Here is a 13,635-nt window from a genome sequence, read left to right on the forward strand (position 1 = left end):
TTTCGACCCCGACCACTGCGCGGCAAAGAATTTAAGTCTTAAAAGGGAGCTACATGGAACTCGATATTGTTTCGTTATCACGGTTACAGTTCGCCACCACGGCGCTGTATCACTTTCTGTTTGTCCCACTCACAATCGGACTTTCCATTCTGCTGGCAATCATGGAGACGGTCTATGTCATGACCGGCCGTGTCATCTGGCGCGACATGACCAAGTTCTGGGGCACGCTGTTCGGTATCAACTTTGCCATGGGCGTTGCGACCGGCATCGTGATGGAATTCCAGTTCGGCATGAACTGGAGTTACTACAGCCACTACGTCGGCGACATTTTCGGCGCGCCGCTGGCGATTGAAGGCTTGATGGCCTTCTTCATGGAAGCGACCTTCGTTGGCCTGTTCTTTTTCGGTTGGGACAAACTATCCAAAGTCGGCCATTTGATTTCAACCTGGGCGGTCGCCATAGGTTCCAATTTCTCAGCATTGTGGATTTTGATTGCCAATGGCTGGATGCAAAATCCGGTCGGCTCTGCCTTCAATCCGGAAACCATGCGTATGGAAGTCACCGACTTCGCCGCTGTGCTGACCAACCCGGTTGCGCAAGCCAAATTCGTGCACACCGTATCCGCCGGCTATGTGACAGCTGCGATTTTCGTGCTGGGTATCTCGGCCTGGTATGTGCTGAAGGGGCGTCACCTTGAACTGGCAAAACGCTCGATGACAGTTGCCGCATCTTTCGGTCTGGCCGCATCCTTGTCGGTCGTCGTGCTCGGTGATGAAAGCGGTTATCTGTCGACCGAACATCAAAAGATGAAGCTGGCGGCAGTGGAAGGCATGTGGAAAACACAGGATGCGCCGGCAAACTTTACATTGGTTGGCTTCCCGAATCAGGAAGCGCGCGAAACGCATTACGCGATTCATATTCCCGCATTGATGGGTTTGATCGGTACACGTTCGCTGGATACAGTCATCCCCGGCATTAACGAACTGGTGCAGCGCGCTGAATTGCGTATTCACAATGGCATCAAGGCTTACGATGCGCTGCAAAAAATTCGTGAAGCGGGCAGCAGCAGTCAAATTACACCGGCGATGCGTTATGCATTCGAAGAAACCGGTAACGATCTGGGCTACGCATTACTGCTCAAACGCTATGTAGACGATCCGCGGCTGGCGACGCCAGAGCAAATATCCAAAGCTGCTTTCGATACCGTGCCGCAGGTGGCGCCGCTGTTCTGGTTATTCCGCATCATGGTGGCGATCGGCATGTTCATGATTTTGCTGACCGCCGTGTTCTTTGTATTGTCTGCGAAGCGACAGCTTGATAGATATCGATGGCTGCTCAAGCTCGCTGTATTCGCGATTCCGTTGCCTTGGATTGCGATTGAGTCGGGCTGGCTGGTTGCCGAATTTGGCCGTCAACCTTGGGTGATTGAAGGTGTGTTGCCGACTGCCGTTGCCGTATCGCACCTTGGTATCAAAACCTTGCTGATTACGCTGGCTGGCTTCGTGGCGATTTATACGGTGCTGTTCATCATCGAGATGAAGCTCATTTTCAAAATCATCCGCAAAGGGCCGACGACAGAACATTCGCCGGAAGCAGGAGCCTATGGCAAAACAACTGCCGCTTCCATTCCAGCAGCCACACCGGAGCCACTATGATTCTGCACACACTTATCGACTACGACATCCTGCGTCTGATCTGGTGGAGTTTGATCGGCGTGCTCTTGCTGGCTTTCGCGGTCACCGACGGCTTCGATCTGGGCACGGGAATCTTGCTGCCCTTCGTCGCGAAAACCGATATTGAACGGCGCGTGGTGATTAACAGCGTCGGCCCGGTATGGGAAGGCAATCAGGTCTGGCTGATCCTTGGTGGCGGTGCCATTTTTGCCGCATGGCCGCAGCTTTATGCAGTGGCTTTCTCAGGCTTCTATCTAGCGATGTTTGCGATTCTGGTTGGCCTGATCTTGCGGCCGGTTGCCTTCAAGTTCCGTAGCAAGCGCGAAGAACCCGCATGGCGTGCACGCTGGGATTGGGTATTGTTCTTCTGCGGCTTCATACCGACGCTGATCTTTGGTGTGGCATTGGGCAATGTGCTGCAGGGTGTGCCGTTCCGATTGTCTGCCGACATGCATATTTTTTATGACGGCAGCTTCTTCGGTTTGCTTAATCCATTCGCTGTGTTGTGCGGTCTGGTATCGGTAGCGATGCTGGTGATGCACGGTGCTGCGTGGTTGCAATTGAAAACGGAAGGTGCCATTGCAGAACGCGTGCGGCTCTACGGTAGCTTCGCTGCATTGGCGACCTTCGTACTGTATGCCTTTGCAGGTGTACTGCTGTGGGCTTACATAGATGGTTATCGCATCACCAGCGCGATCAATCCTATCGGGCCTTCCAATCCTCTACTAAAAACTGTTGATGGCCATGTCGGTGCATGGTTCGTCAATTATGCGGCACAGCCGTGGACCTTGGCTGCACCTGTGCTGGGTTTGCTCGGTGCGCTTGGTGCATGGAGTGGCTTGCGCTTGCGTCGTGAAATTTTCACGATTTTGAGTAGTGCGGTGAGTGTAGGTGGCATCGTACTTAGCGTAGGTGCATCGATGTTCCCGTTCATCCTGCCGTCGTCCATCGATCCGCGTGCCAGCCTGACGGTGTGGGATTCGTCATCGAGTCATCTGACGCTTTTCATCATGCTGGTGGTTACGGCAGTGTTCATCCCACTCATCGTGGCGTACACAACGTGGGTGTATCACGTGTTGTGGGGCAAGGTAGATGAACAGGCGATACGCGATGAAAGCGGTCACGCGTACTGATGTGTTGATGTATTGAATTTCGATGTTCGCCGCCATCGCATGATGGTGGCATTTAGAGACAAGGATAAATCATGTGGTACTTCGCCTGGATACTTGGTCTGCCGCTTGCCGCTGCGTTCGCAGTGCTGAATGCAATGTGGTACGAACTGATGGACGATGAAGCGATACGTAAAGAAAAACTTAGCAATCCATAACCGGACGAGTTTTGTCGCGGTATGCGCGTAGGAGTTCGTTTCGATAAAATGGGGCTCTAATTAAAACTTGCATGTTCGATGACAGCAAGTTTTAGACAATCAGTGTCAGTACCCAAAGAGATTCAAACCTAGATGCATACCGTTACGATCGCTCTGGTCTTATTGCTGGCCGTATTGGCCAGCGGATTTTTTGCACGACTATTACCGATCAAGGTGCCTTTGCCCTTGGTGCAGATTGCAGTGGGAGCAGGTCTGGCTTACGGCTTTGGCATCAGCGTTCCACTTGATCCTGAATTCTTCTTCCTTTTTTTCATCCCACCATTGCTGTTCCTGGATGGCTGGCGCATTCCAAAAAGTGCCTTCTTTCGCGACTTCCGTCCGATTACCACGCTGGCGATCGGGCTGGTACTTTTTACCGTACTTGGCATGGGCTACTTCATACACTGGATGATTCCATCCGTGCCGTTGGCCGCCGCGTTTGCATTGGCCGCCATTCTGTCGCCTACCGATCCGGTTGCCGTCTCTGCCATCGCTTCGCAAAGCCCGATTCCTCCGCGCCTGATGCATATACTCGAGGGTGAGGCATTACTCAACGATGCGTCCGGCCTGGTGTGTTTTCGCTTCGCCTTGGCGGCTGTGATTACCGGTACGTTCTCCTTTCTGGACGCATCCATGGAGTTCTTGTGGGCGGCAGGCGGCGGCTTGCTGGTCGGCGTACTTGTTGCATGGTTGATCGGTGTCGCGAATAAATGGCTGGTGGTCGCTGTCGGTGAAGACCCGGGTAGCCAGATTTTGATCAGTCTGCTGCTGCCATTTGCTGCTTATCTGTTGGCAGAACATCTGCAGGTTTCCGGCATTCTTGCCGCTGCTGCTGCCGGTATCACCACCCACTATACGGATATGGTGGGTCGCCGATTGGCGACAACGCGCATGCAGCGCCGCGCTGTGTGGGACACGATACAGATGGCGCTCAATGGTGTGATTTTTGTGATTCTCGGTGCACAAATACGTGCCACGATGGATGGCTTGCCTATGGTAGCCGCCAATATGGGATTGAATAACGTATGGTGGTTATCGCTCTACGTAATCGCAATCGGAGTCGCTTTAACCGTTCTGAGATTTCTGTGGGTGTGGAGTTCGCTCCGATTCACTTTGTTTAAAAAACACCGTGACCAGCCCAGCAAGATCAAACCTTCCATGCGCGTGCTCTTGTTGACCGCATGCTCAGGTGTGCGCGGTGCGATCACGCTGGCGGGTATTTTGACTCTGCCTTTATTGATGCCGGATGGCTCTGCATTCCCGGCGCGCGACTTACTGATTTTTCTGGCAAAAGGCGTGATCCTGCTTTCCTTATTGAGCGCTAGTGTGGCCTTACCTTGGTTGAGCAAGGACATGAAGTTTGCACCCGAACCGGTGCTAGGCATGAATGAAGGAGATGCACGCGTCGCTGCAGCCGAAGCGGCGATACGTCACATCAAATCGATATGTGACGCTGCGCCTGCAGATGCAGAGAATAGCGGTCAGACAGAAGCAGCCATGCGCGTTGCCGAACTCTATAAGCGACGACTGGACTACGGTTTAAGCGAAGGCGAAGAAGCCGCGCGCATACAATTGCTGGCAGAGAAAGAACGCGAACTGCGTTTGTCCGCCATACGAGCGGAGCGGGATGAATTATTCAAAATGTGGCTGCACAATAAACTTGACGATACCTTGCATCAGCGTTTGTTGCGCGAGCTGGATTTGATTGAAGGGGCGTTGACGCGGAGTGTGCAGGAATAGTTTCTTATTTGTTGAGTCCTCCTTTTTTACACCAAAATTTAGTCTTAACGACAGGCTGGTTTTGAAATGATGTCAGCATGGAAACATGTGTAGCGCTTAAGTCGTCATAGGAGAATCTGGCAAACGCCTCTCTGGTCTATAATGACGACCCGCGACATATAAGCAAACTAGCCTAGTTCCGCATTAATTTGCGACCTGCCATTTGCTCGCGACCTTGTATCAACCTTCATCCGGCCATCATTTTGACTTACAGCGTAAAAGAGATTTTCTACACTTTGCAGGGCGAGGGCGCGCACGCAGGGCGGCCTGCTGTGTTTTGTCGTTTCTCCGGCTGTAATTTATGGACAGGACGCGAGAGCGATAGGGCGACTGCGGTTTGCAAGTTTTGCGATACCGATTTTGTCGGCACCGATGGCGAAGGCGGCGGCAAGTTTTCCGATGCGACCAAGCTGGCGAATACCATCAACGCCTTGTGGCCTGAGTCTTACACAGCAAGTAAATACGTGGTGTTTACCGGCGGTGAACCCTTGCTGCAACTCGACACAGAATTGATCGATGCGATGCACGCAATCGGTTTTGAAATCGCGATTGAAACCAACGGCACCTTGCCGGTGCCTGCTGGCGTGGACTGGATTTGTGTTAGCCCGAAGATGGGTTCGCAACTGGTGGTGCGCAAAGGCAGTGAATTGAAAGTCGTGATCCCGCAATTAGCGCAGTCGCTGGCTGCGTATGAAGATCTGGATTTTGAACACTTCTTCGTGCAGCCTATGGATGGTCCCTTGGTGGAACAGAACACCAAGCTTGCTATCGATGTTTGCAAACGCAATCCGAAATGGAAGCTGAGCATACAGACGCATAAACTTTTACAGATACCTTGACGCTTGTTCGTCACTCACTAGTCGCTTTACAGAAAAATCATGCTGACAATTACCCGCAAACTTGAATTCGATGCCGGTCACCGTATTCCCGACCACAAGAGCCAATGCCGCAATCTGCACGGCCATCGCTATACGCTCGAAATCACGCTGGTCGGCAATGTGATCGATGAAGAGGGTAGTTCCGATAACGGCATGATCATGGATTTTTCGGATATCAAATCTCTGGCGAAACAGCATTTGGTCGATGTCTGGGATCACTCGTTTATCGTCTATGAAGAAGATGCGAAGGTGCGTGAGTTCCTCGAGAGTATTCCGGGTCACAAAACCGTGATCATCGACCGTATTCCTACCGTCGAAAATCTGGCGCAAACCGCGTTCAATATCTTGAATGCAGCGTACAAGGATCATTACGGCACGGGCTTGCGTTTGCACAAACTGGTGCTGCACGAAACGCCAAACTGCTGGGCTGAAATCACTGCGGAAGGCTGATTCTTGATGCAGGACGACGGTCACAATGTAATTCAGGATTCAATTTGGATGCGCCAGGCGCTGGATCAGGCGCATAACGCCTGGGCGCTAGGCGAAGTGCCGGTTGGTGCCGTCGTCGTCAAGGACGGGCAAGTGATTGCCACTGGTTTCAATCAGCCTATCGGCACCCACGATCCCACTGCGCACGCAGAAATCATGGCTTTGCGCGCTGCGGCGACCATCCTCGGTAATTACCGCCTCCCCGGTTGTGAACTGTACGTTACGCTGGAACCTTGCGCGATGTGTTCCGGCGCAATGATTCATGCGCGTTTGGCTCGCGTGGTATTTGGCGCTTCCGATCCCAAGACCGGCGCTTGCGGTTCCATCGTCAATCTGTTCGAGCAGGATCAACTCAATCACCATACGCAATTGATAGGCGGCGTGATGGCGCAGGAATGCGGCGCCTTGCTGAAGGACTTCTTTGCGGAACGTCGCAAGGCAGCGCAGGCAACAAAAGCTGACGGTTCCAACGCCATCTGACAATCTTTAGATCGACTTTGCGACATTCTTCGTTGCAGCATTACTGCTGATCGTTTCCCCGTTTCCTGATTTCCCTCGTTGAACCACACGCCGTTGGCGCACTCCAACCGAATAATCGTGGCTGCTTGCCATTGTTTCACCATGGAGAAAGTCATCATGGATGCAGCGCGTTCCATCGAAATTTCTGCTCAAGATCAAAAACTGAAGCCGCCCAGCCTGTTGTTATTGGCGCTGGAAGGCCGTGCGCCTTGGGAGTTTGGCGCTTCCCTGCTGGCATTTCCCTTGTTGAAAAATGGTCCGCGAGGCGACGGCCATCCTGTGATGGTTTTACCGGGTTTGATGGCTGGAGATGTCTTGACTTTGTTCCTGCGCAAATTCCTGCAGGGCAGCGGTTATACGGCTTATGCGTGGCAACAAGGTTGGAATCTTGGGCCGCGTGAAGGCGTGCTTGACGCATGTATCGCGCGCGTCAAGGAGCTGCGCGAAAAGCATGGTCAAAAAGTCAGCCTGATCGGCTGGAGTCTGGGTGGAATTTTCGCTCGTGAAATTGCCAAAGCGTTACCGAATGATGTGCGCCTGGTGATTACATTGGGTTCGCCATTTACCGGTCATCCAAAGGCGAACAATGTGTGGCGACTGTATGAGGCAGTCAGTGGTAAAACTGCAATCGACGATGTGCAGATTGTCGAAATCCGGAAGCCGCCACCAGTGCCAAGCACCTCGATTTTCAGTCGCAGCGATGGTATTGTGTCGTGGCAATGTTGCGTCCAGGAAGAGGGCGAACAAGCGGAAAATATCGAAGTCCATGGCAGTCATACCGGCATGGTCGTCAATCCGACGGTTCTGCATGTGATTGCCGATCGACTTGCGCAAGCCGATGGAAAATGGCAGCGCTTCGACAGGGATGGTCATCAAGGTATAAAAAAGTGCATTTATCGCGATCCAAAGCGCGCATAAGTTTTAACTATTTTTTGAAAGTTTCAGTTTGCCCATCGCTAAAGTAAATGATCTCGATATCTGGTACGACACGCAAGGCGATCCAGGCAACCCACCGCTTTTGTTGATAGTCGGCTTGGGGATGCAATCGGTATCCTGGCCGGAGTCGTTTTGCAATGGTCTGGTCGAGCGCGGTTTTTATCTGATTCGCTTCGACAATCGTGACAATGGTTTATCGACCAAGCTGCATCATCTGGGCAAGCCGAACACGCTGCTGGCCGTGATGAAAATGGCGTTGCGGATGAAGCTTGCTGCTGGCTATAAACTTGACGATATGGCGGCGGATGCGATCGGCCTGATGGATGCACTCGATATTCCCAGGGCACACATAGTCGGCGCTTCGATGGGCGGCATGATTGCGCAGATCGTTGCCGCACGTTATCCGGAACGCGTACTCAGTTTGACTTCCATCATGTCGACCAGCGGTAGGCGCGGTTTGCCGGGGCCGACACGCGCAGCGCGTAAAGTGCTTTTCGCGCCCGCACCAGATCCGACAAATCACGCAGCGCTAACCGAGCATTTCGTCAATACGATGCAAGTGATAGGCAGCCCGGCTTATCCGACCTCGCAAGAGGTTTTGCAGAAAAGGGTCGCTCATACCATCAAACGCAGTCTGGAGCCGGTCGCCACGACAAGGCAACTGTTGGCCATAGGTGCGTCCGGTGATCGCGTCGAACTTTTGAAAAGCATTACCGTACCTACTTTAGTCATTCACGGTATTGAAGATCCGTTAGTACCGATTGCAGGCGGACGTGAAACTGCACACTTGATACCGAACGCAGTGATGCTAGAGATCGCCGGCATGGGGCACGATTTGCCTGATCAATTAGCCGAAGAAATCACAGCAAAAATCGCTATGCATTGCCATGCTGCAGATGCAATGACAGTCGCCACACCAGCATAGACCGGATAGCAGAATGAACATTCAATTGAATCAGAGTGTGCAGCAATTACTGCTTGCGAATAAACCGGAAGGTCCAGTAGTCGCGATCGTTTCACCTAGCGGCTACTCACCGAATCCGGAAGCGGTTGAGCGCGGCATCGCGACCCTGCAAGCGCAAGGCTGTCACGTGCGCAACTACACGGATGCTGCCAGTAAATTTCAACGCTTCGGTGCCAGCGACGATGCGCGCATTGCGCAATTGTATGCGGCTGCGCAAGATCCTGAAGTCGACATCGTGCTGGCCTTGCGCGGCGGTTACGGCTTGACACGGTTATTACCCGATCTGGATTTCGGCATGCTGGCCGCTAGCGGAAAACTATTCGTAGGCCATAGCGATTTCACTGCGTTGCAAATGGGTTTGTTGGGACGGACGGGCGCTGTCAGCTTTTCCGGCCCGATGTTGTGTGACGATTTTGTACGGGATGAGTTGAGCGGCGGCTTGAGCAAGTTCACGATCAATGATTTCTGGCAATGCATGACGCAGTCTTCGCACACGGTTGTCGGGCAGGTCGAAGATAATCCGCAGATGTCGGTCAACGGTACTCTGTGGGGGGGCAATCTGGCGATGCTGGCGCATCTGGTTGGTTCGCCGTGGTTGCCGAAGGTGCAAGGCGGCATTCTGTTTGTCGAGGATGTGAATGAACATCCGTATCGCGTGGAGCGCATGATGTTGCAGTTATTGCATGCTGGCGTACTTGATGATCAGCAGGCGATATTGCTGGGTGATTTCTCTTCTTATCGTTTGACTGATTACGATAATGGCTATGACTTTGCGCAGATGGTGGCTTATTTGCGGGCGCACTTGCCGGTGCCGGTTTTCACGGGATTGCCGGTTGGGCATGGGCGGGATAAGGCTACGATGGTGCTGGGTTCTCGGGCGGAGTTGGTTTCTGATTCTGCTTCGTTTTCGCTGACGATGTCTGGGTATGGATCGTTGCTTGGTCGCTAATACTTTTCTTCCTTCGTGGTGGATTGCCAGGCCACCCCCGGCAAGCCAACTACGAAGAAATGAACATTTCAGTGCCGAATCAAGACTAAAGGCAAGCAAACCGCCAGCCAAGCTCAGCCGAACACCCCTCCACAATGGTAAAATACCCAGTTATCCAAATTAATACCTCCAAAGGCTTTATCAGTGCTTTCCACAGCTAATATCACGATGCAGTTCGGCCCCAAGCCGTTGTTTGAAAACATTTCCGTCAAGTTTGGCGACGGCAACCGTTACGGCCTGATTGGTGCTAACGGCTGCGGCAAGTCCACTTTCATGAAAATTCTCGGCGGCGATCTGGAGTCATCGGCCGGCACGGTCATGCTTGATCCGAACGAACGTCTGGGTAAATTGCGCCAGGATCAGTTTGCGTTTGAAGAAATGCGCGTGCTTGATGTCGTGATGATGGGGCACACGGAAATGTGGGCGGCGATGGCTGAGCGTGATGCGATTTACGCGAATCCGGAAGCGACCGACGACGATTACATGAAGGCAGCCGACCTCGAAGCGAAGTTTGCTGAATACGACGGCTACACCGCCGAATCGCGCGCTGGTGAATTGCTGCTTGGAGCCGGCGTGTCTATCGATTTGCATCAGGGACCGATGAGCAATGTATCGCCAGGCTGGAAGCTGCGCGTATTGCTGGCACAGGCGCTGTTCTCGAATCCTGATATTTTGCTTCTTGATGAACCGACCAACAATCTGGACATCAACACGATTCGCTGGCTGGAAGATGTGCTCAACGAGCGCAATTCAACCATGATCATCATTTCCCATGATCGCCATTTCCTGAATCAGGTGTGTACGCACGTAGCCGATATGGATTACGGCACTCTGAAGATTTATCCAGGCAATTACGACGACTACATGTTTGCTTCGACGCAAGCGCGCAACCAGCAACTGGCGAATAATGCGAAAGCGAAAGACAAGGTTGCCGAGTTGCAGGAATTCGTACGTCGTTTTGCTGCGAACAAATCCAAGGCACGTCAGGCAACATCGCGCGCCAAGCAAATCGAGAAGATCAAGGTTGACGACATCAAGCCATCGTCGCGTGCTTATCCATTCGTGCGTTTTGACGGCGAGAAAAAACTGCATCGTCAGGCAGTCACGGTGGAAGGCATTTCGAAATCCTTCGATCGTGATCTGTTCAAGAATTTCAGCATCACGGTAGAAGCGGGCGAACGCATCGCCATCATCGGTGCCAATGGCGCGGGTAAAACGACCTTGCTACGCAGCATAGGCGGCAATGACATCACAGGTCTGGATGCTGATCGCGGTACCGTTAAATGGGCAGAGAACGCCAACGTCGGTTACATGCCGCAAGATCCAACAGAAGATTTCGCCAGCGACAAAAATCTGACCGATTGGATGGGGCAATGGACCAAAGAAGGTGACGACGATCAAGCCGTGCGTTCGATTCTGGGACGTTTGCTATTCGGCGGCGACGACGTGAAAAAATCGGTCAAGGTTCTGTCCGGCGGTGAAAAAGGTCGCATGACTTACGGCAAATTGATGCTCGGTCGCCACAATGTGTTGCTGATGGATGAACCGACCAATCACATGGACATGGAATCGATCGAATCGCTGAATATTGCGCTGGAAAAATATGCCGGTACGCTGATTTTCGTTTCGCATGATCGCGAATTCGTTTCATCACTGGCAAACCGGGTTCTTGAAGTCAAAGAAGGTGGAATTGTCGACTTCCAGGGCACGTACGAAGAGTATTTGACCAGCCAGGGTATTGAGTAAAAGCAAGAATGAAAAAGCGCGACGTGGAGGATTCCCGTCGCGCTTTTTCACGTGTGCATTGTTATGCAACAACGTTTTTTCCATGTTTTGCGGCAAATTCTCCTTGCATCGAGGTATTCAACCTCCACATGAGAATGACGCTACAATTTGACTGCAATATCGTCACAGCTAAACAAGTTCATCGCGTTCAATCACTGACCAGCCATGCAAATCCAGCCAATCAAAACTATTGAATTCGAACGCCCAGCAATGGAAGGCGGCACCAGTTGCGTCGCTCACGCGTGGGCGCGCACACCGGCCACGCCGACGCCGGAAGAAAAAGTTGCCTTGAAGGAGCGCATCAAGCGCTTGTTGAAAGAACGCGAAGCCGTCTTGGTCGCACATTACTACGTCGATTCCGACTTGCAGGATCTGGCGGAAGAAACTGGCGGTTGTGTATCCGATTCGCTGGAAATGGCGCGCTTCGGTCGCGATCATCCAGCCAAGACGCTGGTTGTCGCCGGCGTCAAGTTCATGGGCGAAACGGCAAAAATTCTCAGTCCTGAAAAAACCATTTTGATGCCTGATCTGGATGCGACTTGCTCGCTAGATCTCGGTTGTCCGATTGATGAATTCAATGCCTTCTGCGATGCGCATCCTGATCGCGTAGTCGTCGTGTATGCGAACACCAGCGCAGCGGTGAAGGCGCGTGCCGACTGGATGGTGACCTCGTCTATCGGCTTGAAGATCGTTGAACATCTGCATGCACAGGGCAAGAAAATCCTGTGGGCACCGGACAAACATCTGGGCGGCTATATTCAAAAACAGACTGGCGCCGACATGCTGTTGTGGCAGGGTTCCTGTCTGGTGCATGACGAATTCAAGGCAGTTGAACTGGAACTGCTGAAGAAAGAACATCCGCTGGCCAAAGTATTGGTACATCCGGAATCGCCAGCTTCCGTGGTTGCACTGGCAGATGCCGTCGGTTCGACTTCGCAACTGATACACGCCGCTCAAACGATGGATGCGCCTGAATTTATCGTCGCGACCGACAACGGCATTTTGCACAAGATGAAAGCCGCTGCGCCGGGCAAAATCTTTATTGATGCGCCTACCGCCGGCAATAGCGCGACTTGCAAGAGTTGCGCACATTGCCCTTGGATGGCGATGAATGGATTGCAGAACCTGGCCGACGTACTGGAATCGGGACGTAATGAAATTCACGTCGATCCGGCAATCGGCCGCAAGGCTACCGTCTGTATCGACCGCATGCTGGATTTTGCAGCAGCGCAAAAAGCCAATGTGCGTCCATCCAGCGATCTGGCGAAAGAAGGAAAACTGTTTTCAGGGATAGGTCCGGCATGAGTCTATTGCGCAATCCATTTGCCCCTTTCGATGCGGCACTCAAGGCTGCATTTGAAGCCAATATCGTGGCGGCTCTGGCAGAGGATGTGGGTACCGGCGATATCACCGGCAAGCTGGTTCCTGAACAGGAAATCGTCAACGCACATGTAATCGTGCGCGAAGCGGCTGTGTTGTGTGGAGCGCCGTGGTTTGAAGCGGTGATGAAGCAACTGGATGCGCGTATCAAGATCGTCTGGAATTATGCAGAAGGCGATTTGATGAAGGCTGATAGCGAAGTCTGCGCAATCGAAGCGCCGGCCCGCGCCTTGCTGACGGCTGAGCGCGCAGCCCTGAATTTCCTGCAATTGCTGTCTGGCGTTGCAACGGCTACGCGCGAATATGTGGAACTGATCGCAGGTACCAAGTCAGCGATTTTGGATACTCGTAAAACGCTGCCTGGCTTACGCCTGGCGCAGAAGTACGCAGTGCGCGTAGGTGGCGGCAAGAATCAGCGTCTGGCACTGTATGACGGCATCCTGATTAAGGAGAACCACATTGCAGCAGCAGGCGGCGTTAAGGCCGCCATGCAGGCTGCGCTGGCATTGAATGCCGGTGTGACGATACAGATCGAGGTGGAAGATTTGCAGCAATTACAGGATGCGCTTGAAGCCGGTGCGCAATCGGTATTGCTGGATAATTTTTCGCTGGAGATGATGCGCGAAGCGGTAGCACTGACCAAAGGCCGTGCCTTGCTTGAAGGTTCCGGCGGCGTGAATCGGGATTCGGTCAGGGCGATTGCAGAAACAGGCGTAGACCGCATTTCGATAGGCGCTTTGACCAAGGATGTACGCGCAACCGATTACTCCTTGCGCATACTTGAATCGAAGTAAATCGAATCAAATACCGCCTTGTTGCTTGAGTCGAAAAAAAGCCGCTGATTTTGCGATCAGCGGCTTTTTTTTATGAGCTTGCTA

Annotated in this window: 13 protein-coding genes; all 13 read left to right on the top strand. The window is 52.7% G+C overall.

Annotation, left to right across the window (positions count from 1 at the left end; genetic code table 11):
* The first annotated feature begins 53 nt into the window (after positions 1–53).
* The 13 genes from Hfont_RS10260 (at position 54) to nadC (ending at position 13,551) form a co-directional block, all read left to right on the top strand.
* Complete coding sequence (locus Hfont_RS10260) at positions 54–1,655, top strand: cytochrome ubiquinol oxidase subunit I (protein ID WP_112992272.1); 1,602 nt, start codon at positions 54–56, stop codon at positions 1,653–1,655.
* Complete coding sequence (cydB, locus tag Hfont_RS10265; protein WP_112992273.1) at positions 1,652–2,806, top strand: cytochrome d ubiquinol oxidase subunit II; 1,155 nt, start codon at positions 1,652–1,654, stop codon at positions 2,804–2,806. Before Hfont_RS10260 ends, cydB begins: the two co-directional genes overlap by 4 nt.
* 71 nt (positions 2,807–2,877) lie before the next feature.
* The gene (gene cydX, locus Hfont_RS10270) at positions 2,878–3,000 is read left to right on the top strand and encodes a cytochrome bd-I oxidase subunit CydX (protein WP_112992274.1); all 123 of its coding nucleotides are present in this window, start codon (positions 2,878–2,880) and stop codon (positions 2,998–3,000) included.
* A 132-nt stretch (positions 3,001–3,132) separates the two neighbouring features.
* The gene (locus Hfont_RS10275; protein WP_112992275.1) at positions 3,133–4,779 is read left to right on the top strand and encodes a Na+/H+ antiporter; all 1,647 of its coding nucleotides are present in this window, start codon (positions 3,133–3,135) and stop codon (positions 4,777–4,779) included.
* A gap of 242 nt (positions 4,780–5,021) precedes the next feature.
* Positions 5,022–5,657, top strand: a complete 636-nt coding sequence (gene queE / locus Hfont_RS10280; RefSeq protein ID WP_112992276.1) for a 7-carboxy-7-deazaguanine synthase — start codon at positions 5,022–5,024, stop codon at positions 5,655–5,657.
* A gap of 39 nt (positions 5,658–5,696) precedes the next feature.
* On the top strand, positions 5,697–6,146 hold the full coding sequence (gene queD, locus Hfont_RS10285) for a 6-carboxytetrahydropterin synthase QueD (protein WP_112992277.1): 450 nt from the start codon (positions 5,697–5,699) through the stop codon (positions 6,144–6,146).
* Positions 6,147–6,152: 6 nt separating this feature from the next.
* Positions 6,153–6,665 carry a tRNA adenosine(34) deaminase TadA gene (gene tadA, locus Hfont_RS10290; protein WP_112992278.1) on the top strand — a complete coding sequence of 171 codons (513 nt, stop codon included), beginning with the start codon at positions 6,153–6,155 and terminating at the stop codon, positions 6,663–6,665.
* Positions 6,666–6,806: 141 nt separating this feature from the next.
* Complete coding sequence (locus tag Hfont_RS10295; protein ID WP_241523070.1) at positions 6,807–7,622, top strand: esterase/lipase family protein; 816 nt, start codon at positions 6,807–6,809, stop codon at positions 7,620–7,622.
* Between the two features lie 28 nt (positions 7,623–7,650).
* The gene (locus Hfont_RS10300) at positions 7,651–8,565 is read left to right on the top strand and encodes an alpha/beta fold hydrolase (protein ID WP_112992280.1); all 915 of its coding nucleotides are present in this window, start codon (positions 7,651–7,653) and stop codon (positions 8,563–8,565) included.
* Positions 8,566–8,578: 13 nt separating this feature from the next.
* Positions 8,579–9,553: a muramoyltetrapeptide carboxypeptidase gene (ldcA, locus tag Hfont_RS10305; protein WP_112992281.1), complete on the top strand. Its 975-nt coding sequence runs from the start codon at positions 8,579–8,581 to the stop codon at positions 9,551–9,553.
* Between the two features lie 183 nt (positions 9,554–9,736).
* Positions 9,737–11,338, top strand: a complete 1,602-nt coding sequence (locus tag Hfont_RS10310; protein WP_112992282.1) for an ABC-F family ATPase — start codon at positions 9,737–9,739, stop codon at positions 11,336–11,338.
* Between the two features lie 204 nt (positions 11,339–11,542).
* The gene (nadA, locus tag Hfont_RS10315) at positions 11,543–12,682 is read left to right on the top strand and encodes a quinolinate synthase NadA (protein WP_112992283.1); all 1,140 of its coding nucleotides are present in this window, start codon (positions 11,543–11,545) and stop codon (positions 12,680–12,682) included.
* Positions 12,679–13,551 (top strand): carboxylating nicotinate-nucleotide diphosphorylase, encoded by an 873-nt coding sequence (nadC, locus tag Hfont_RS10320; protein ID WP_112992284.1) that lies wholly within the window; start codon positions 12,679–12,681, stop codon positions 13,549–13,551. The genes nadA and nadC overlap by 4 nt, the downstream gene beginning before the upstream one ends.
* The last annotated feature ends 84 nt before the right edge of the window (positions 13,552–13,635 follow it).

It is taken from the genome of Herminiimonas fonticola (assembly GCF_003293745.1).
Lineage (GTDB): Bacteria > Pseudomonadota > Gammaproteobacteria > Burkholderiales > Burkholderiaceae_D > Oxalicibacterium > Oxalicibacterium fonticola.

Coding starts and splice junctions, on each gene's coding strand:
- nadC (WP_112992284.1), top strand. CDS start 12,679: ATGAGTCTATTGCGCAATCCATTTGCCCCTTTCGATGCGGCACTCAAG.
- nadA (WP_112992283.1), top strand. CDS start 11,543: ATGCAAATCCAGCCAATCAAAACTATTGAATTCGAACGCCCAGCAATG.
- queD (WP_112992277.1), top strand. CDS start 5,697: ATGCTGACAATTACCCGCAAACTTGAATTCGATGCCGGTCACCGTATT.
- Hfont_RS10295 (WP_241523070.1), top strand. CDS start 6,807: ATGGAGAAAGTCATCATGGATGCAGCGCGTTCCATCGAAATTTCTGCT.
- Hfont_RS10260 (WP_112992272.1), top strand. CDS start 54: ATGGAACTCGATATTGTTTCGTTATCACGGTTACAGTTCGCCACCACG.
- Hfont_RS10275 (WP_112992275.1), top strand. CDS start 3,133: ATGCATACCGTTACGATCGCTCTGGTCTTATTGCTGGCCGTATTGGCC.
- tadA (WP_112992278.1), top strand. CDS start 6,153: ATGCAGGACGACGGTCACAATGTAATTCAGGATTCAATTTGGATGCGC.
- ldcA (WP_112992281.1), top strand. CDS start 8,579: ATGAACATTCAATTGAATCAGAGTGTGCAGCAATTACTGCTTGCGAAT.
- cydX (WP_112992274.1), top strand. CDS start 2,878: ATGTGGTACTTCGCCTGGATACTTGGTCTGCCGCTTGCCGCTGCGTTC.
- cydB (WP_112992273.1), top strand. CDS start 1,652: ATGATTCTGCACACACTTATCGACTACGACATCCTGCGTCTGATCTGG.